Consider the following 17184-nt stretch of genomic DNA (forward strand, 5'->3'; position numbering starts at 1 on the left):
CCCGCGGCCAGGACGCGCTGCTGGCCGACGGCCACCTGGGCAGGGGCGCACTCGGCGAGCCGGGGGCGTACACCGCCTCGCCGCTCGCACCCCGGTATCTGGAGGGCGAGATCCCGGTCGGCACCGAGCCCGGCGCCGCGGTCACCGATGTGCGGGTCACGGCGGAGGACGGGTCCTTCGTCCGGCTGCGCGACCGGCTCGGCCGGGGCGCGCTGCTGGTCGTCCTGATCGCTCCGGGCACGGGGGTGTGGGACCGCAAGCACTGGATGTCGGCCGGGGTGATGCCGCGGCTCGCGGCCGCCGTGACCGCGCTGCCGCACCGGGCCGAACTGCTCGTCGCCGAGGAGTACCCGGGCGCCCCCGCGCACAGCGTCCTGCTCGTCCGTCCGGACGGCCATCTGGTCACCGCCCTGAGCGGCGTCCGCCCGGCCGACCTGTACGCGGCGGCGGAGGCGACGCTCGGGGGCGCCGAACGGCCGGCGGACGCGGTGAAGGAGGAGGCGCAGGCGGGTTCCGGCGCGCGCTGACGGTGCGCCGGAGTGCTCCGGCGTCACGTCTTTTCGCCCTGTCCACATGGTGACCATGGATTGATTCGGGGTGCGGCGCGTGCTGTACTCCGAATCGTGACCGACACCTGTGTGCGCCTGTGGCGGAGGGTCCATATGGACCTCGTCCGCTACGCGGGCTGCATGTGTCGTCCGTCCTGCTGAATTCGCATCCCCCTTCTTCCGGGCGCCGTCGTGCGCCCGTTCGGCGAACCCTTCTCAGGACGGTGCACGTGTCTGTCTCTCCCGTGTCCTCTTCTCCCCTCCCGTCCCCGGCCGTTCCGGCTCCCACGCAGGGGGAACTGCTCGACTTCGTGCGGCGTACGGCCGCCGACACGGAACTGATCGCCTCGCTCCCGCTCGACCCCGAGGGCCGCACCTGGGTACGGCTGACCGGCCCCGGCGGCAGCGAGGCCTGGCTGATCGGCTGGCCGCCCGGCACCGGCACGGGCTGGCACGACCACGCCGACTCCGTGGGCGCCTTCCTCACCGCCTCGGGCGAGCTGAAGGAGAACGCGCTGGCCGCCCGGCTCCCCACCGACGGCTGGCGGACCCTCGAACTCACCGACGGCGTCGACCGCGAACGGCGACTGACGGCGGGACAGGGCCGCGCCTTCGGCCGCCACCATGTGCACGAGGTGCTCAACGAATCCCCCGACCGCCACGCCGTCTCCGTCCACGCCTACTACCCGCCGCTGCCGCGCATCCGCCGCTACAGTCGCACCGGCCAGGTACTGCGCCTGGAGCAGGTGGAACTCCCGGAGGACTGGCAGTGAGCGACAGCCGTCCCGGCCAGGGCGAACAGCCCCTCGGCATCGACGAGTTGCTGGAGCGGGTGCGCGACGGCTACCGGCGCGTGGAGGCCCGCGAGGCGTACGGGGCGGCGCGCGACGGTGACGGCCTGCTGGTCGACATCCGGTACGCGGCGCTGCGCGAGCGGGACGGACTGATCCCGGGCGCCCTCGTCATCGAGCGCAACGAACTGGAGTGGCGGCTCGATCCGCAGGGCAGCCACCGCGTCCCCGAGGCCACCGGCCATGACGTGCGCGTGCTGGTCCTCTGCAACGAGGGCTACGCCTCCAGCCTGGCCGCCGTCTCCCTCCACCAGCTCGGACTGCACCGGGCGACGGACGTGGTGGGCGGCTTCCAGGCGTGGCGTGCGGCGGGGCTGCCGGTGGAGTCGGCGGAGGGCTGAGGGCGGGGTGGGGCACCGGGACGGGTGCGGGCGCCCTTGCCTTCCGGGGTCAGTAGCCCCCGTCCTCCAGGAACTCCGTGTCCTCCCCCTCCTCCTCCAGCGCCTGGCGGACGACGCGGAGGGCCATGCCCTCGGGATAGCCCTTGCGGGCGAGCATCCCGGCCAGGCGGCGGAGCCGCTTGTCGCGGTCGAGGCCCCTGGTCGACCGCAGCTTGCGGTCCACCAGGTCGCGGGCGGTCGCCTCCTCCTGCTCGGAGTCGAGCTGCCCCACGGCCTCGTCGATCAGCGCCGAGTCGACGCCCTTGGTGCGCAGTTCACGGGCGAGTGCGCGGCGGGCGAGACCCCGGCCGTGGTGCCGTGACTCCACCCAGGCGTCCGCGAAGGCGCTGTCGTTGATCAGTCCGACCTCCTCGAACCGCGACAGCACCTCCTCGGCCACCTCGTCGGGGATCTCCCGCTTGCGCAGGGCGTCCGCGAGCTGCTTGCGGGTGCGCGGCGTACCGGTGAGCAGGCGCAGACAGATGTTCCGCGCCCGCTCCGCCGGGTCCGCCGACGCCGAGGACTCCCCCCGCTCGGCCCTCGACGAGGTGAGGGAGCCCTCGGTCTCACCGCCCGGATCCCCGAACCGGCGCCGTCGGCCACGCCGTCGCCGTTCGGCGGGACCGCGGCGGTCGTCGGGCGGCTCCGGGCCGTCCTGGCCGGGCCGGTCGTACGACCCGTCGCCGTACCCACCGCGCCCGTCGTCGTACCCGTCGTCCCCATGGCCCCCGTGACCATGGGCCCCGTGGTCCCCGTACGCGTGGTCACCGGTCCGGTGACCACGTCCCCCGTACGCCTCGTCCCCGTACCCCAGGTAGTCACCGGCCGCGACGGAGGCGGAGTCGCCCCCGATGCCCCTCCCCCGTGGGGCACCGGGAGAGGCGTACTCGTGCTCGGCCCAGTCGGTTCGGCGTGTCATGGGTCAGCTCTTGGCTGCGGCGGCCTTGGGCTTGGTGGCCTTGGCCGCCGGGGTCGCCTTGGTCTCGGCGGCCGCGGGGGTGACCGCCGCGTCCGCGCCGGGCTCGGCAGCGGGCTCCTGGGGACGGACGCCGACGCCCAGCTTCTCCTTGATCTTCTTCTCGATCTCGTTCGCCAGGTCGGGGTTGTCCTTGAGGAAGTTGCGCGCGTTCTCCTTGCCCTGGCCGAGCTGGTCGCCCTCGTACGTGTACCAGGCACCGGCCTTGCGCACGAAGCCGTGCTCCACGCCCATGTCGATCAGACCGCCCTCGCGGCTGATGCCCTGGCCGTAGAGGATGTCGAACTCGGCCTGCTTGAAGGGCGGCGCGACCTTGTTCTTGACGACCTTGCAGCGGGTGCGGTTGCCGACCGCGTCCGTGCCGTCCTTCAGGGTCTCGATGCGGCGGATGTCGATACGCACCGAGGCGTAGAACTTCAGCGCGCGGCCACCGGTCGTGGTCTCCGGCGAGCCGAACATGACGCCGATCTTCTCGCGGAGCTGGTTGATGAAGATCGCGGTGGTCTTGGACTGGTTGAGCGCGCTGGTGATCTTCCGGAGCGCCTGGCTCATCAGACGGGCCTGGAGACCGACGTGGCTGTCACCCATCTCGCCCTCGATCTCCGCGCGCGGGACGAGCGCGGCGACGGAGTCGATGACGATGAGGTCGAGGGCGCCGGAGCGGACCAGCATGTCCACGATCTCGAGCGCCTGCTCGCCGTTGTCGGGCTGGGAGAGGATCAGGTTGTCGATGTCGACGCCGAGCTTCTTCGCGTACTCGGGGTCGAGGGCGTGCTCCGCGTCGATGAAGGCGACCTGGCCGCCGGCCTTCTGGGCATTGGCCACGGCGTGCAGGGTCAGGGTCGTCTTGCCGGAGGACTCGGGGCCGTAGATCTCCACGACACGGCCGCGCGGCAGGCCGCCGACGCCGAGGGCGACGTCGAGAGCGGTCGACCCGGTGGGGATGACCTCGATGGGCTCCATCGACCGCTCGCCCATGCGCATGACAGCGCCCTTGCCGAATTGTCGTTCAATCTGTGCGAGCGCGGCGTCGAGCGCCTTCTCGCGGTCGGTTCCTGCCATGGGTTCCACCCGGTTTGCTTGAGTCGATCGCTTCACGTCAAAGACGCTAACGCCTGCCACTGACAATGCGCCCCGACGTCGGTCCGGCCTGTGGATAACTGGGGGACGTTTCTACCTGAACCACCACGAAACACCCGCCAGAAGCCTCGCCCGAGCTTCCATCAGAATGGATGTTCGATTTCTGTGTCAAGCGCCTCCCAGGATGGGAGCCGTGCCGCCGAGCGGGCCCGGTGCGACCCCTCGCTAGGCCCGAAAGCGCGCCGTCTCGCCGGAGACGCGGAGCAGGAAGTCCGTCATCGGATCCTCTCCGTCCCCGGGGACCAGCACGAGCCCCGCATCGTAGATCGCCTCCTCGGCGGCCAGGGCGGCGTCTTCGTCATCACACTCCCAGGCGTCCTCCGACGCCTCGAACAGCGGGCGAACGACTTCCCAGGCGGGACCGGGCCGGAAGCGGCAGTCGGTCCAGAACACGTCGACGCCTTCGAGCGTCAGCGTTCCGATGAGCGCGTCCCCCCGCTTGAGCTGCCAGCTCCTCACCGTCATGACTTCCCCATCTGCCGGACCGTCAGCATCTGCTGGGCCTGACCGACCGGGCCGTGGATGTCGTGCAGGATCGTGCTGGTGACGCCCTGGCCCGTCGGGCCGAAGATCACCGAGGTGTCGAGGCCGGTCCAAGGGCCCTCGGGGCGGCGGTGGAGGTGGAGCGTCAGGTCGACGTTGGGGAACATCCACTCGGTGGGCGGCTGACGGACGGCGATGCCGTTGGCCGTGTCCACGAGGGCGACGTAGGAGGCCAGGGGGCTGGCGGGTTGACCGGCGACGAGGTCGAGCCCACTCCTGATCCAGACGGTCGCACGGCCCGGGCGCGGGGGCGCGACCGGACGCACGTCCAAGGAGGCGATGTAGCCGCCCGGCCAGAGGGAGGCCATCGGCCAGGGCGCGAGCGCGTCGGGCGGGGTGAGCGGTTCGGGCGCGCCCCCGGCCACCGCCGCCGTGTCACCGGCCGCCAGGAACCACACGCGGCCGCGCACGACGGGGCGCCCCGCGATCAGCACGACGGCCTCGGCCAGTTCGATCGTGCGGCCCGGCCGGACGACCTCCACCCTGATCTCACACTCGTCGAGGGCAAGGCGCCCGAGGATGTCGAAGCTGATCCGCGACGGCACCAGACCGCTGTCCGGCCGCCCGGCCAGATGGCGGTCGATGGCGTGGACGACGAGACCGCCCAGCGGGCTGAAGTGCTGTTCGTCGGTGCTCCAGGCGCCACTGGCGTGCGGGGTGGGCTTGTAGCAGTGCTCGTCGATGGGCTCGTAGTAGCTGCCGGTGCTCACGAAGGCACTCACCTCTCAGCCGGGCGGATCGGGCAGGGCCAGCGTGCCAGTACGGGATCTTGAGGCAGCACGCGGGCCCTCACCAGCGCCCCATCCCGGCCCCCGGAACCTGTCCCCGCCAGTACTGGTATCCACGGGATCTGGAGCCCACGGCCGACCCCCGCCACCCTGAAGCCATGGCACACGTACTCGTCACCGGCGGCACCGGATTCCTCGGTGCTCACACGATCGCCCGGCTCCTGACGGCCGGGCACACCGTCACCACCACCGTCCGTTCCCCGGGCCGGGAGGCCGAGGTCGGCCGGATGCTCGCCGCGGCCGGGGCGCCGGGGCGGGACGGGGTGCGGTGCGTGGTGGCGGACCTCGGCTCGGACGAGGGCTGGGACCGGGCCGTGGCGGGCGCCGAATACGTGCTGCATCTGGCGTCGCCCTTCCCCGCGGCCCAGCCGCGCGACGAGGACGAGGTGATCGTCCCGGCGCGCGGAGGAGCGCTGCGCGTCCTGCGCGCCGCACGCGACGCCGGTGTCCGGCGTACCGTGCTGACCTCGTCGTTCGCGGCGGTGGGTTACGGACACGGCCGTACCGCGCGCGTGTTCACCGAGGACGACTGGACGGACCCCGCCGGCGCGGACGTCACCCCGTACGTCAAGTCCAAGACGATCGCGGAACGGGCCGCCTGGGACTTCGTCGACCGTGAGGGCGGCGGACTCGAGCTGACCGTGATCAACCCGGTGGGGATCTTCGGGCCGGTGCTGGGCCCGGACTACGCGGCCTCCATCCGGATCGTCCACGCCATGCTGACCGGACACATGCGCGTGGCGCCGCCTCTGTGGACCAACACGGTCGACGTACGGGACGTGGCCGATCTCCATGTGCGCGCCATGACGGCCCCGAAGGCCGCGGGGCAGCGCTATCTCGCACTCGCGGGCGAGCCGGTCTCGTTCCACGGGATGGCCGCCGCGCTGCGTGCCGGGCTCGGACCGGCCGCCGACCGCGCTCCCACCGCCACCGCCCCGGCCTGGCTGCTGCGACTGCTCGCCACGGTCCGCCCGGCGCTGCGCGAGACGGTGCCGCAACTGGGCGTCGTACGCCGGGCCTCCAACGCCAAGACCCGCGAGGAGCTGGGCTGGTCCCCGCGCTCGAACGAGGAGGCCGTCGTGGCCACCGGCGAGAGCCTGGTCCGCCTCGGTCTGCTGAACGACTGAAGCGAGCGGCTAGCTTCGAAGGCGTGACGCACGACATGGCAGACACCCTGGGCGAGTTCCTGCGGGCCCGGCGCGCCCGGATCGGCCCGGCGGAGGCGGGCCTGCCCGCGGGCAGCCGCCGCCGGGTGCCCGGGCTGCGCCGCGAGGAGGTCGCCCAGCTCGCCGGGATCAGCCCCGAGTACTACCTGCGCCTGGAGCAGGGCCGCAATCTCAACCCCTCCGACCAGATCCTCGCCGGGCTCGCCGCCGCGCTGCGGCTCGACGAGGACGCAATCGCCTACCTCCACCGCCTCGCCCGTACGGCGCCCACGCCCGGGCGCCGACGCCCGCGTGCGCGTGCGCGTGCCGGAGAGGACGCTCCGCAGTCGCTCCTGGACAGCTGGCCGGACACCCCCGCCTACGCCCAGGGCGCCGGTGGCCGGGTGGTCGCGGCGAACCGCCTGGCGGTGCTGCTGTGCCCCTTCTTCGCGGTGGGGTCCGACCCGCTGCGCGCCGCCTTCCTCGAACCGGCCATGCGCGCGCTGTACCCGCGGTGGGACGAGATGACCGCCAAGGCCGTCTCCGGTCTGCGCGCCATGCTCGACGTGGAGGACCCCGATCCCGACCTCCTGGAGACCATCGGCGAACTCACCCACACCAGCGAGCGGTTCGCCGACCTGTGGGCGCGCCGCGAGGTCCGCCGCCGCGACACCGGTCACACGCTGCTGCGCCACCCGGTCGTCGGCGAGCTGGAGCTGCGCTACGAGAAGCTGCTCCGCCCGCAGGCCCGCCAGCTGATCGTGGTCTACCACGCCGACCCGGGCTCGCCCTCCGCCGACCGCCTGCGCCTGCTCGCCGACGGCTGAGCCGCCTCTGAGTCGCCTCTGAGCCACCCCTGGGCCCGCCCCGGACCCCGCCCCTGCTCCCGGTGTCGTACGGCAGCTGCCTCCGGCCGTACGACGACCGCGCCGGGCGCCGCCGGAAGCCTGGGCGCATGAAGAATCCACGCGCCGTCCGGCACGCCGTAGAACGCCTCTGCCATGCGACCGGTCTGCTGCTCGTGCTCTCCGGTCTCGTCCACCTGGTGGTGTTCGCGGTCGACGGCGGCCCGTGGGACGGCCCGGTCTCCTGGCGCAAGCCGGTCACGTTCGGGCTGTCCTTCGGGGTGACCCTCATGGCGGTCGTCTGGGTCACGTCGTACGTGCGTCTCGGCGCGCGCACGCGCGTGGTGCTGCTCGCCGTGTTCGCCGCCGACTGTGTGGTGGAGGTCGGCGGCATCACGCTCCAGGCGTGGCGGCGGGTGCCCTCGCATCTGAACATGGAGACGCCGTTCGACACGGGCGTCTCCATGGTGCTCGCGGTCGGGGGCGGCGTCCTGGTGGTGGTGCTCGCCGCCTTCGCCGTCGCGTCCTTCCGGCACCGGCCCGACGGGCCCGCCGGGATGGCGCTCGCGGTGCGCTCCGGGTTCGCGATCCTGCTGGTGGCGCTGGTCTCGGGCGCGGCCATGATCGCGCGCGGGGTCGTCCTCACCCGCACAGGCCACCAGGAGGCCGCCTATCACTCGACGGCGCCACTCAAGCCGCTGCACGGGGTGAGCCTGCACGCCGTACTGGTACTGCCGCTGCTCGCCTGGCTGCTGTCCCGCACCGCCGCGAGCGCACGGACCCGGTGGCGGATCGTGGCGGCGGCCACCGGCTGCTATGCGGCGGCGGTCGCCGGGACCATGGTGTGGGCCGTGCTGACGTACTGAGACGAACCGCTCACGTCAGGACGCCCCCTCCTCCGTCCGCCGCTCGCGCGCCCACAGAAGGCGGGGCAGCGCCCCGGGCCTGTTCGCCCGCAGGCGGTGTCCCTGGACGCGCGGGTCGTCCGTGACCTTGTACCGCTTCACGTACGCGCCGAGGAACGCCTGGAGCGTGGCGACCGCCGGGATGGCGATCAGGGCGCCGACCGCGCCGAGCAGGGCGGTGCCCGCGATGACCGAGCCGAAGGCGACCGCCGGGTGGATGTCGACGGTCTTGGAGGTCAGCTTGGGCTGGAGCATGTAGTTCTCGAACTGCTGGTAGACCACGACGAAGACCAGCACCCACACCGCGTACCAGGGCGCCACGGTGAACGCGATCAGCATCGGCAGCGCGCCCGCGAGGTAGGTGCCGATGGTCGGGATGAACTGCGAGACCAGGCCCACCCAGACGCCGAGCACGGGCGCGTACGGCACGCCGAGGGCCTGGAGCAGGACGTAGTGCGCGGCGCCCGAGATGAGCGCCATGAGGCCGCGCGAATAGATGTAGCCGCCGGTCTTGTCGACCGCGATCTCCCAGGCGCGCAGCACCTCGGCCTGGCGCGCGGGCGGCAGGACCGAACAGAGGCCGCGCCGCAGCCGGGGTCCGTCGGCGGCGAAGTAGAACGAGAACAGCCCGACGGTGAGGAGCTGGAAGAGGCCGCCGAGCACCTGGGCGGACACGTCGAGGACACCGGCCGCGCTGTTCTGCGCGTACTTGCGCAGCCAGTCGGAGTGCAGCAGCCCCTCCTGCACGTCCACTCGTTTGAGTTGCGTGTGGAAGGTCTGGTTGATCCAGTTGATCAGCGAGTCCAGGTACTCCGGGAATCCCTCGATCATCTTGATGATCTGTCCGGCCAGCATCGAGCCGAGCAGGGTGACGAAGCCCGCCGTGACGACCGCGAGGCCGAGGAAGACCAGGAAGGTGGCGAGTCCCCGGCGCATCCCGCGCGCGGACATCCGGCTGACGGCCGGCTCGATGGCCAGCGACAGGAAGAACGCGATCAGGATGTTGATCAGCAGCCCGGTCAGCTGGTGGAAGGCCCAGCTGCCGAACTGGAACGTGGCGATGAGCGCGAGCGCGAGCACCATGGCGCGCGGCAGCCAGCGCGGCATCCGGGCGTTGCGCAGGGTGGTGCCGTCGGCGGGCGCCACGGCGGGCGCCACCGGCTCGGCCGGGGGCGCCGTGGGCCCGGACGGGGATGCCGTGGGCCGGTCGTCGAGGTCGTCAGTAGGTGCCACGGGGCAAGTCTCGCCCACGCCGCCGACAGCCGACGCCGCTCGGGACCCGCTCGGCCTATGACCGTGGACACATACGCCGACGGACGGCCACCGCCGCCGGACGATCCGCGTATTTCGGGGGCGTCTTTCGGCCGATGTGGCTGGTCACCGCGGGTGCGCGGAACTCAGCGCCGCTCGCCCGGCACATCCATGACCGAGCAGACCACCCGCCACACGTCCTTGGCGGCCCAGCCCGCGTCCAGTGCCTCGTTCACCGTGCGTCCACCCAGTTCGGACATGACGTGGTCACGCGCGAACATCTCGGCATACGCCGTGCCGAAGTGTTCCGCCATCCGCTGCCAGAAGACCGTCAACCGCATGACTCCAGTATCCCGCCCTCGGGGGTGCGCCTGTCCGGGACCGTCCACAAGGACCGCGTCGCGCCCTACGGTCTGATCCATGTCCGACTCAGGAGCTACCCCACGCCCCCCTGTGCCCCCGGCGCACTCCCCGCTCTTCCGCGCCGAGCAGTTCGTCTGGCTCACCGCGCGCGTACTGGAGCAGCGGCTCTTCGCGTTCCACTTCCTGAACGGCGCCGCCGACCCGGTGGAGGCCGCGCTGGACGCCTATCGCAACGACGACGGCGGCTACGGCCACGCCCTCGAACCCGATCTGCGCGGCCCGGTGAGCCAGCCGCTGCACACCGCCCGCGCGCTGCACGTGCTGGACGCGGTCGGTCGCTGCGGAGGGCAGCGGGTGGAGCGGCTGTGCCGCTATCTGACCTCGGTGTCCACCATGGACGGCGCGTTGCCCGCCGTCGATCCCGCTCAGCGCGGTTATCCGGCGGCGCCGTTCGCGCCGGTCGTGGACGATCCGCCGAGCGAGCTGCTCGCGACCGGGCCCGTGGTGGGTCTGCTGCACCGCAACGAGGTGTGGCACGCGTGGCTGTTCCGGGCCACCGACTTCTGCTGGGAGGCGTTGGAGTCGCTGGAGAAGTCCCACCCGTACGAGGTACACGCGGCCGTGGCCTTCCTGGACTCGGCGCCCGACCGCCCGCGCGCGCAGGCGGCCGCCGACCGGCTCGGGCGCCTGGTGCGCGAGCAGCGGCTCGCGGCGCTGGAGCCGGACCGCCTCGACGCGTACCCGGTCGCCACGGGCTACGCCCCGGACGAGCACCACTTCCCGCACGACTTCGCACGCACCCCGGGCTCACTCGCGCGCGCGTGGTTCACGGACGAGGAGATGTCCCGCTCGCTGGACTTCCTTGCCGCCGAGCAGCGGGAGGACGGCGGCTGGCCGGTCCGCCGGCACCAGTGGGCACCGGCACCGGCCCTGGAGGCACGCCCGGCCGTGACGATCGAGGCGCTGCGCACCCTGAGGGCGTACGGCCGCTACGTGGGATGAACGCACCGGCCCACTCTCACGGGATCGAGTCACGCCCCCAGCATCCGCACCCCCGCCGTCACCGCCACGGCCACACCGACCACCACCAGGAACGGCGCGCGCAGCACCAGGGCGACGGCGGCCGCCGCGACACCGGCCGCGCGGGCGTCCAGGACGAGCGCGTGGCCGTCGGCGAAGGTCTGCTGGGCCGTCAGCGCGGCCAGGAGGGCGACCGGGAGCAGGGCGGCGAGGCGCCGTACCAGGGGCCGTTCCATGGCTCCGGCGGGGACGAGCAGTCCGGCGAGCTTGACGGCGTAGCAGCCGACGGCGGTCGCGCCGATCGCGATCCAGGTGTTCAACGGTCCTCCTCGGAGTCGCCCGGCAGCGGAGCCGGGTCGGGTATGCCGTCGCCGCCGCGGCCGGTGAAACGGCGCTCCGCGAGCAGGGCGAGCGGTGCGGCGAGCGCCGCCACCAGGACCGGCACACCGGCGGGCAGCACGGGCAGCAGGCCGAGGCCGAGCAGGACCGCGAGGCCCGCGACCGCGCGCTCGGTGGTGGTGCGCAGCATGGGCGCGAGCAGCGCCAGGAAGACGGCGGGTCCGGCCGCGTCCAGGCCCCAGGCGTCTGTGTCCCCGATGGCGCGGGCGCCGAGCGCGCCGAGCAGCGTGGTCAGGTTCCACAGCACGTACAGGCTGAGCCCGGTGACGGTGAAGCCGAGCCGCGCGCCATGGCGGTCGCGCTGGGCCAGGGTGACGGCGGTGGTCTCGTCGATCACCCACTGCGCGGCGAACGGCCTGAGCGCGCGCGGAAGGGCGAGCACCTGCGAGAGGCGCAGTCCGTAGAACGCGTTGCGCACCCCCAGGAAGAACGCCCCGGCGGCGGCCGTGAACGGGCTGCCCCCGGCGGCGAGCGCCCCGACCAGCGCGAACTGCGAGGCGCCGGTGAACACCAGGAGGCTGAGCGCGCAGGTCTGGAGCAGCCCGAGCCCGCTGCCGGCCGAGGTGACGCCGAAGGCGAATCCGGAGAGCCCGACGGCGACGCCCACCCCGAGCGCGTCCCGTACGACGGCGCTGTCCGGCCGTGCCGCGCCCTGGGCGGCCCTGTCCTCGAGTGCTGTCTGTTGCTGTGCCACGCCCCGGACGTTACGGCCGCTCGCGCGCGCGGGTCTTGTACGTTCTTGCGCCCACGCCTCCGCCTCTGGTGCCGCGTGTCTCTAGTGCCGCTCCCGCCGGTACGCCCCCGGCGGCACCCCCACGATCCGGGTGAAGTGCCGGTTCAGATGCGGCTGGTCGGTGAAGCCGACGACGACGGCGGCCTCGGCGGGCGCGGTCCCCCCGTCCAGGAGGAGCCGCGCGCGGCGCACCCGGGCGTCGGTCAGCCAGGTGTGCGGCGGCATCCCGTAGGCGGCGCGGAAGGCGCGCAGCAGGGCGAACGGGCTGGTGCCGAGGTCGGCGGCCAGGCGTTCCAGTGTGGGCGGCGCGGCCATCCGCTCCTGGAGCACGGCACGCGCGCGTGCGGCGAGGGAGGCCCCGGCACTCCGGGGGCGCCGCTCGGGCAGCGGGCCGCCGTTGAGCCGCAGCAGTCGGGTCACGGCCACGCTCAGCAGCGTGTCGGCGGCCAGCGCGTTGCCCTCGTCGACGGCGCGCAGCACCTGGTGGACCAGGCGGGCGGCGTACGGGTCGTCGAGCACCGGCGTGACGAAGCCCGGGGTGCCCCGGATCGTGGTCGTCTCGGCGGCGATCCGGGCCACCACCTCGGGCGAGGGGTAGACCGCGCCGTACCGCCAGCCCTCGGGGACGCCGGCCCGGCCGGTGTGCGGGGTGTCCGGGTTGACCAGCGCGAGGGCGCCCGCGCCCGCCGACACGTCGCTGCCCCCGTGCTGGAAGACCTCGACGCCGTCCGCGATGGCCGCGATCACGAAGTGCTCGTGGGTGTGCCGGACGAAGCTCTTGCGGATGTAGCGGGCGCGCAGCAGATCCACACCGGGCAGTTCGTCGTACCGCCAGTGCCGTGCCCGCTCCGTCGAAGACCGTGCCCGCTCCCCTGAAGACATGGGCCCATTGTCCGCCACCGGGCGCCGCTCCGCGCAGCCCGCCGAGGCCCGCTTGCGTCCTGTTTGCGCAGGTCAGGTGGATTGTCAGTGGCGGGGTGCAGGATGGATGCATGGTCAGCTCCGCCCCTTCGGCCCTCGACGGCTTCTCCCCCGCGACCCGCGGCTGGTTCACGGGGGCGTTCTCCGCGCCCACCGCGGCCCAGGAGGGCGCGTGGCGGGCCATCCAGGAGGACTCGGACGCGCTGGTGGTCGCGCCGACCGGCTCGGGCAAGACGCTGGCCGCGTTCCTCGCCGCCCTGGACCGGCTGACCTCCACGCCGCCCCCGGCCGACCCGAAGAAGCGCTGCCGGGTGCTGTACGTGTCGCCGCTGAAGGCCCTCGCGGTCGACGTGGAGCGCAATCTGCGCAGCCCCCTGACCGGTATCCGCCAGGAGTCCGTCCGTCTCGGCCTGCCGGAGCCCGAGGTCAAGGTGGGCATCCGCTCCGGCGACACCCCGCCCGCCGAGCGCCGCGCGCTGACCACGCGCCCGCCGGACATCCTGATCACCACCCCCGAGTCGCTGTTCCTGATGCTGACGTCCGCCGCGCGCGACGCGCTGACGGGCATCGAGACCGTGATCCTGGACGAGGTGCACGCGGTCGCGGGCACCAAGCGCGGCGCGCATCTCGCGCTGACCCTGGAGCGGCTGGACGAACTGCTGCCCAAGCCCGCCCGCCGCATCGGCCTGTCCGCGACCGTCCGTCCGGTGGACGAGGTGGCCCGGTTCCTGTCGCCCGGCCGCAAGGTGGAGATCGTCCAGCCGGAGTCCGGCAAGGAGTTCGACCTGTCGGTGGTCGTCCCGGTCGAGGACATGGGCGAGCTGGGCGGCTCCCCGGCGGCCGACGGCGGCGAGGGCGCGGAGAAGCCGTCGATCTGGCCCCATGTGGAGGAGCGGATCGCTGACCTGGTGCAGTCCCACCGCTCGACCATCGTCTTCGCCAACTCCCGCCGACTGGCGGAGCGGCTGTGCAACCGGCTCAACGAGATCGCCTACGAGCGGGCCACCGGCGAGAAGCTCGGCGAACACCACGCCCCGGCCCAGCTGATGGGCGGCTCGGGCGCCGCCCAGGGCGCGCCCCCGGTGATCGCCCGCGCGCACCACGGCTCGGTCTCCAAGGAGCAGCGCGCCCTGGTCGAGGAGGACCTGAAGGCGGGCCGGCTGCCCGCCGTGGTCGCCACCTCCAGCCTGGAGCTGGGCATCGACATGGGCGCGGTCGATCTCGTCGTCCAGGTGGAGTCCGCGCCCTCGGTCGCCTCCGGCCTCCAGCGCGTGGGCCGCGCGGGCCACCAGGTCGGCGCGGTCTCCACCGGCGTGGTCTTCCCGAAGTACCGCGGCGACCTGGTGCAGGCCGCGGTGGTCACCGAGCGGATGCGCTCGGGGCGCATCGAGTCCCTGAAGGTGCCGTCCAACCCGCTGGACGTACTGGCCCAGCAGCTCGTCGCCATGACGGCGCTGGACACCTGGCAGTACGACGACCTGCTCGCCATGGTGCGCCGCGCCGCACCCTTCGCCTCCCTGCCCGAGTCGGCGTTCACGGCCACCCTCGACATGCTCGCGGGCCGCTATCCGTCCGACGCGTTCGCGGAGCTGCGCCCGCGCGTGGTGTGGGACCGGGTGGCCGGGACGATCAGCGGCCGTCCGGGCGCCCAGCGGCTCGCGGTCACCTCCGGCGGCACGATCCCCGACCGGGGCCTGTTCGGGGTGTTCCTCGCCGGGTCCGACCCCAAGAAGGGCGGCGGCCGGGTCGGCGAGCTGGACGAGGAGATGGTCTACGAGTCCCGTGTGGGCGACGTGTTCACCCTGGGCACGAGCTCCTGGCGGATCGAGGACATCACCCGCGACCGGGTGCTGGTCTCCCCCGCGCCCGGGGTGCCGGGCAGGCTGCCCTTCTGGAAGGGCGACCAGCTGGGCCGCCCGCTCGAACTGGGCCGCGCGGTGGGCGCGTTCCTGCGCGAGGTCGGCTCGCTGTCCAAGGAGGACGCCCGGCTGCGCCTGCTCACGGCGGGCCTGGACGCCTGGGCGGCGGACAACGTCCTGTCCTACCTGGACGAACAGCGCGAAGCCTGCGGCCACGTCCCGGACGACCGCACGATCGTGGTCGAGCGTTTCCGCGACGAACTCGGCGACTGGCGCGTCGTCATCCACTCCCCCTTCGGAGCCCAGGTGCACGCTCCTTGGGCCCTGGCGCTCGGCGCCCGTCTCTCCGAGCGGTACGGCATGGACGCCCAGGTCATGCACGCCGACGACGGCATCGTGCTCCGCCTGCCCGACGCCGACCTGATGGGCCTAGACCTGCTCGACCATGAACCCGTGCGCACCGGGACGGAGTTCGACAGCGAGCAGGCTCCGGTCGGCGCGGCGGACGTCGCCTTCGACAAGGCCGAGGTCGACCGGATCGTCACCGAACAGGTCGGCAGCTCCGCGCTGTTCGCCTCCCGGTTCCGCGAGTGCGCCGCCCGCGCGCTGTTGTTGCCGCGCCGCAACCCCGGCAAGCGCACCCCGCTCTGGCAACAGCGTCAGCGCGCGGCCCAACTGCTGGAGGTGGCGAGCGAGTTCGGCTCGTTCCCGATCGTCCTGGAGGCGATCCGCGAGTGCCTCCAGGACGTGTTCGACGTGCCGGGACTGGTCGAGCTGATGGGCGACCTCGAGTCCCGCAAGGTCCGCATGGTCGAGGTCACCACCCCCGAGCCGTCCCCGTTCGCCCGCTCCCTGCTGTTCGGTTACGTCGCCCAGTTCCTCTACGAGGGCGACTCCCCGCTCGCCGAGCGCAGGGCCGCCGCGCTCTCCCTGGACTCCCGGCTGCTGTCCGAGCTGCTCGGCCAGGCGGAGCTGCGCGAGCTGCTCGACGCGGAGGTGCTCACGGAGCTGGAGCGCGAACTCCAGTGGCTCACCGAGGACCGCCGCATCAAGGACGTCGAGAGCGTCGCGGACCGGCTGCGCCTCCTCGGCCCGCTGACCGACGAGGAGTTGGCGGAGCGCGGCGCCGAACCGCAGTGGGCGCCGGAGCTGGCCGCCACCCGCCGCGCCATCAAGGTCCGTATCGCGGGCCGGGAGCACTGGGCGGCCGTCGAGGACGCGGGCCGCCTGCGCGACGCGCTCGGCACCGCCCTGCCGGTCGGGGTCCCCGAGGCCTTCACCGAGCCGGTCAAGGACCCCCTGGGCGACCTCCTCGCGCGGTACGCGCGCACCCACGGCCCGTTCACCTCGACCACCGCCGCCGCCCGCTTCGGCCTGGGCGTGGCGGTCACCGAGGGGGCACTCCAGCGGCTCGCCGCGAGCAGCCGTGTCGTACAGGGTGAGTTCCACCCGGCGGGCATCGGCCAGGAGTGGTGCGACGCCACGGTGCTGCGCCGGTTGCGCCGCCGTTCGCTGGCCGCGCTGAGGCAGGAGCTGGAGCCGGTCCCGCCGCCCGCGCTCGCCCAGTTCCTGCCCCAGTGGCAGCACATCGGCAAGGGCCACACCCTGCGCGGCATCGACGGACTGGTGCGCGCCGTCGAGCAGTTGCAGGGCGCTCCCGTGCCCGCCTCCGCGCTGGAGAAGCTGGTCCTGCCGTCCCGCGTGGCCGACTACAGCCCCGCGATGCTCGACGAACTCACCGCCGCCGGAGAGGTCGTCTGGTCCGGAGCGGGCGCCCTGCCCGGCAAGGACGGCTGGGTCTCCCTCTACCTCGCCGACACCGCCCCGCTGCTCCTGCCTCCGCCGCCCCCGCTGGAACTCACCCCGCTCCACCGGTCGGTGCTCGACGCCCTCTCCGGCGGGTACGGCCTGTTCTTCCGCCAGATCGCCGACCAGGTCCGCGCCACCACGCACCCCGAGGCGAGCGACGCCCACCTGGCCGACGCCCTCTGGGACCTGGCCTGGTCGGGCCGCCTCACCAACGACACGCTGGCGCCCATGCGTTCGCTGCTCGGCTCGGGCCGTACGGCCGGTTCGACGGCCCACCGCGCCAAGCGCAACATCCCGCGCGGGCGGTACGGCTCCCTGACCGCCGCCGCGCGCGCCGCCTCCCGTACGGGCCCGCCGACGGTAGGGGGCCGCTGGTCCCTGCTGCCCGCGCCCGAGCAGGACACCACCGTGCGCGCCCACGCACGCGCCCGCGCGCTGCTGGACCGGCACGGCGTGGTGACCCGGGGCGCGGTCGCGGCGGAGGGAGTCGAGGGCGGCTTCTCGGCGGTGTACCGGGTGCTGTCCGCCTTCGAGGACAGCGGCCAGGCCCGGCGCGGCTACGTGGTCGAGGGCCTGGGCGCCGCCCAGTTCGCGATGGACGGCGCGGTCGACCGGCTCCGCGCGGTGTCCAACGCGCGCGATCGCGGCGAGGCCCTGCCCGCGACCCCGGACGGCTTCGCGCTGCCCGCCGGCACCCCACCGTTCCCG

At 73.4% G+C, this 17184-nt stretch carries 17 protein-coding genes and 1 pseudogene; 9 read left to right on the plus strand and 9 right to left on the minus strand.

Annotated features, from left to right (window positions below):
* The 4 genes and pseudogenes from GTW40_RS23720 to GTW40_RS23730 form a co-directional block, all read left to right on the plus strand.
* A pseudogene (locus GTW40_RS23720) lies at window positions 1-527 on the plus strand (monooxygenase); the annotation flags it as partial.
* Window positions 528-638: 111 nt separating this feature from the next.
* Window positions 639-710: a putative leader peptide gene (locus GTW40_RS33760; RefSeq protein ID WP_317852217.1), complete on the plus strand. Its 72-nt coding sequence runs from the start codon at window positions 639-641 to the stop codon at window positions 708-710.
* 68 nt (window positions 711-778) lie between these two features.
* Window positions 779-1321, plus strand: a complete 543-nt coding sequence (locus tag GTW40_RS23725) for a cysteine dioxygenase (RefSeq protein WP_161182205.1) — start codon at window positions 779-781, stop codon at window positions 1319-1321.
* Window positions 1318-1740 carry a rhodanese-like domain-containing protein gene (locus GTW40_RS23730; RefSeq protein WP_161182206.1) on the plus strand — a complete coding sequence of 141 codons (423 nt, stop codon included), beginning with the start codon at window positions 1318-1320 and terminating at the stop codon, window positions 1738-1740. The genes GTW40_RS23725 and GTW40_RS23730 overlap by 4 nt, the downstream gene beginning before the upstream one ends.
* Before the next feature lie 49 nt (window positions 1741-1789).
* On the opposite strand, the gene recX is transcribed toward GTW40_RS23730, so the two are convergent.
* The 4 genes from recX to GTW40_RS23750 all read right to left on the minus strand — a co-directional run bounded on the left by recX (window position 1790) and on the right by GTW40_RS23750 (window position 5148).
* Entirely contained in the window at window positions 1790-2698 is a 909-nt protein-coding gene (recX, locus tag GTW40_RS23735) for a recombination regulator RecX (protein WP_161182207.1), read from the minus strand.
* 3 nt (window positions 2699-2701) lie between these two features.
* Window positions 2702-3817: a recombinase RecA gene (gene recA, locus GTW40_RS23740; RefSeq protein WP_161182208.1), complete on the minus strand. Its 1116-nt coding sequence runs from the start codon at window positions 3815-3817 to the stop codon at window positions 2702-2704.
* A gap of 243 nt (window positions 3818-4060) precedes the next feature.
* Window positions 4061-4360 carry a hypothetical protein gene (locus GTW40_RS23745; protein ID WP_161182209.1) on the minus strand — a complete coding sequence of 100 codons (300 nt, stop codon included), beginning with the start codon at window positions 4358-4360 and terminating at the stop codon, window positions 4061-4063.
* Complete coding sequence (locus tag GTW40_RS23750; protein WP_161182210.1) at window positions 4357-5148, minus strand: thioesterase family protein; 792 nt, start codon at window positions 5146-5148, stop codon at window positions 4357-4359. The genes GTW40_RS23745 and GTW40_RS23750 overlap by 4 nt, the downstream gene beginning before the upstream one ends.
* A gap of 176 nt (window positions 5149-5324) precedes the next feature.
* On the opposite strand from GTW40_RS23750, the gene GTW40_RS23755 reads away from it, so the two are divergent.
* The 3 genes from GTW40_RS23755 to GTW40_RS23765 all read left to right on the plus strand — a co-directional run bounded on the left by GTW40_RS23755 (window position 5325) and on the right by GTW40_RS23765 (window position 8082).
* Window positions 5325-6353 (plus strand): aldehyde reductase, encoded by a 1029-nt coding sequence (locus GTW40_RS23755; protein ID WP_161182211.1) that lies wholly within the window; start codon window positions 5325-5327, stop codon window positions 6351-6353.
* Window positions 6354-6388: 35 nt separating this feature from the next.
* Entirely contained in the window at window positions 6389-7198 is an 810-nt protein-coding gene (locus GTW40_RS23760; RefSeq protein WP_202486329.1) for a helix-turn-helix transcriptional regulator, read from the plus strand.
* Between the two features lie 128 nt (window positions 7199-7326).
* Complete coding sequence (locus GTW40_RS23765) at window positions 7327-8082, plus strand: hypothetical protein (RefSeq protein WP_161182213.1); 756 nt, start codon at window positions 7327-7329, stop codon at window positions 8080-8082.
* 15 nt (window positions 8083-8097) lie between these two features.
* Here the strand turns inward: GTW40_RS23765 and GTW40_RS23770 are convergent, their stop codons facing one another.
* Both GTW40_RS23770 and GTW40_RS23775 read right to left on the minus strand, forming a co-directional pair.
* Window positions 8098-9228 (minus strand): AI-2E family transporter, encoded by a 1131-nt coding sequence (locus GTW40_RS23770; RefSeq protein WP_161182219.1) that lies wholly within the window; start codon window positions 9226-9228, stop codon window positions 8098-8100.
* 290 nt (window positions 9229-9518) lie between these two features.
* Window positions 9519-9713 carry a DUF3046 domain-containing protein gene (locus GTW40_RS23775; protein ID WP_161182214.1) on the minus strand — a complete coding sequence of 65 codons (195 nt, stop codon included), beginning with the start codon at window positions 9711-9713 and terminating at the stop codon, window positions 9519-9521.
* A gap of 79 nt (window positions 9714-9792) precedes the next feature.
* Between GTW40_RS23775 and GTW40_RS23780 the strand changes: the two genes are divergently transcribed.
* A complete protein-coding gene (locus tag GTW40_RS23780) occupies window positions 9793-10737 on the plus strand; it encodes a hypothetical protein (protein WP_161182215.1) in 945 nt (314 codons plus the stop codon).
* 29 nt (window positions 10738-10766) lie between these two features.
* Here GTW40_RS23780 and GTW40_RS23785 read toward each other — a convergent pair whose 3' ends face one another.
* The 3 genes from GTW40_RS23785 to GTW40_RS23795 all read right to left on the minus strand — a co-directional run bounded on the left by GTW40_RS23785 (window position 10767) and on the right by GTW40_RS23795 (window position 12769).
* Complete coding sequence (locus GTW40_RS23785) at window positions 10767-11075, minus strand: AzlD domain-containing protein (RefSeq protein WP_161182216.1); 309 nt, start codon at window positions 11073-11075, stop codon at window positions 10767-10769.
* Entirely contained in the window at window positions 11072-11848 is a 777-nt protein-coding gene (locus GTW40_RS23790) for an AzlC family ABC transporter permease (protein WP_343245771.1), read from the minus strand. Before GTW40_RS23790 ends, GTW40_RS23785 begins: the two co-directional genes overlap by 4 nt.
* A gap of 81 nt (window positions 11849-11929) precedes the next feature.
* Window positions 11930-12769, minus strand: coding sequence for an AraC family transcriptional regulator (locus tag GTW40_RS23795; protein WP_161182217.1), 840 nt, complete (start codon window positions 12767-12769; stop codon window positions 11930-11932).
* Between the two features lie 110 nt (window positions 12770-12879).
* Between GTW40_RS23795 and GTW40_RS23800 the strand changes: the two genes are divergently transcribed.
* The coding region (locus tag GTW40_RS23800) for an ATP-dependent helicase (protein ID WP_161182218.1) at window positions 12880-17184 on the plus strand (4305 nt) is incomplete at its 3' end.

This window comes from Streptomyces sp. SID4985 (assembly GCF_009863025.1).
Lineage (GTDB): Bacteria > Actinomycetota > Actinomycetes > Streptomycetales > Streptomycetaceae > Streptomyces.